The organism is Laedolimicola ammoniilytica (assembly GCF_025567165.1).
Classification (GTDB): domain Bacteria; phylum Bacillota; class Clostridia; order Lachnospirales; family Lachnospiraceae; genus Laedolimicola; species Laedolimicola ammoniilytica.
The window spans coordinates 1-1,640 of record NZ_JAOQKC010000053.1 but is presented as its reverse complement, the minus strand read 5'-3'; the positions used below and the strand labels follow the sequence as shown (position 1 = coordinate 1,640).

At 52.9% G+C, this 1,640-nt stretch carries 1 rRNA gene; it reads left to right on the top strand.

Features of this window, described 5'->3' with window-relative positions:
• Positions 1–1,637, top strand: a 23S ribosomal RNA gene (locus tag OCV63_RS17295); the annotation flags it as partial.
• Positions 1,638–1,640: the final 3 nt, after the last annotated feature.

Genomic DNA, 1,640 nt, shown 5'->3' with positions numbered 1-1,640 from the left:
AAGGAGCTGTGGATTATTAAAAAGAGAGAATGCCGGAATGAGTAGCGAGAGGAAGGTGAGAATCCTTCCGGCCGAATATCTAAGGTTTCCAGGGTAAAGCTGATCTGCCCTGGGTAAGTCGGGACCTAAGGCGAGGTCGAAAGACGTAGTCGATGGACAACAGGTTGAGATTCCTGTACTGCTCTGTAACAGAACTGTGGGGACACGTGTGGAGAGTGTGAGCCGGAAATGGAAAGTCCGGTGCAAGCGAGGTAGGAGATAAGTTGGCAAATCCGCTTATCAATCCGAAGACGTGACGCGTACCGAAATCAAGTAGGGAAGCACATGAGCCATGCGTCGAGAAAAGCCGCTATTGTTTGCAGAGTACCCGTACCGTAAACCGACACAGGTGGATGAGGAGAGAATCCTAAGGCCGACGGAAGAAGCATTGTTAAGGAACTCGGCAAAATGACCCCGTAACTTCGGGAGAAGGGGTGCCTGCGAGAGCAGGCCGCAGAGAATAGGCTCAAGCAACTGTTTAGCAAAAACACAGGTCTATGCGAAACCGAAAGGTGAGGTATATGGGCTGACGCCTGCCCGGTGCTGGAAGGTTAAGGGGAGATGTTAGCGCAAGCGAAGCATTGAACTTAAGCCCCAGTAAACGGCGGCCGTAACTATAACGGTCCTAAGGTAGCGAAATTCCTTGTCGGGTAAGTTCCGACCCGCACGAAAGGCGTAATGATTTGAGCACTGTCTCGACAATGCATCCGGTGAAATTGAAGTACCAGTGAAGATGCTGGTTACCCGCGCCAGGACGGAAAGACCCCATGGAGCTTTACTCCAGCTTGGTACTGGGATTCGGTATTGCATGTACAGGATAGGTGGGAGGCTGAGAAATGGTGACGCCAGTTGCCATGGAGCCAATGTTGGGATACCACCCTTGCAGTATTGGGTTTCTAACTAGTCACCGTGACCCGGTGATAGGACAATGCCAGGCGGGGAGTTTGACTGGGGCGGTCGCCTCCGAAAGGGTATCGGAGGCGCTCAAAGGTTCCCTCAGAATGGTTGGAAACCATTCGAAGAGTGCAAAGGCAGAAGGGAGCTTGACTGTGACACCGACGGGTGGAGCAGGTACGAAAGTAGGACTTAGTGATCCGGTGGTATTAAGTGGGAATGCCATCGCTCAACGGATAAAAGCTACCCTGGGGATAACAGGCTTATCACTCCCAAGAGTTCACATCGACGGAGTGGTTTGGCACCTCGATGTCGGCTCATCGCATCCTGGGGCTGTAGTAGGTCCCAAGGGTTGGGCTGTTCGCCCATTAAAGCGGTACGCGAGCTGGGTTCAGAACGTCGTGAGACAGTTCGGTCCCTATCCGGCGTGGGCGTAGGATATTTGAGAGGAGCTGTCCTTAGTACGAGAGGACCGGGATGGACTGACCTCTGGTGTATCGGTTGAGCCGCCAGGCTCATGGCCGAGTAGCCAAGTCGGGACGGGATAAACGCTGAAGGCATCTAAGCGTGAAGCCCCCCTCAAGATGAGATATCCCATTCGAAAGAAGTAAGACCCCTTGAAGACGACAAGGTAGATAGGGCAGAGGTGGAAGTGTGGTAACACATGGAGCTGACTGTTACTAATAGGTCGAGGGCTTGACCAAGAG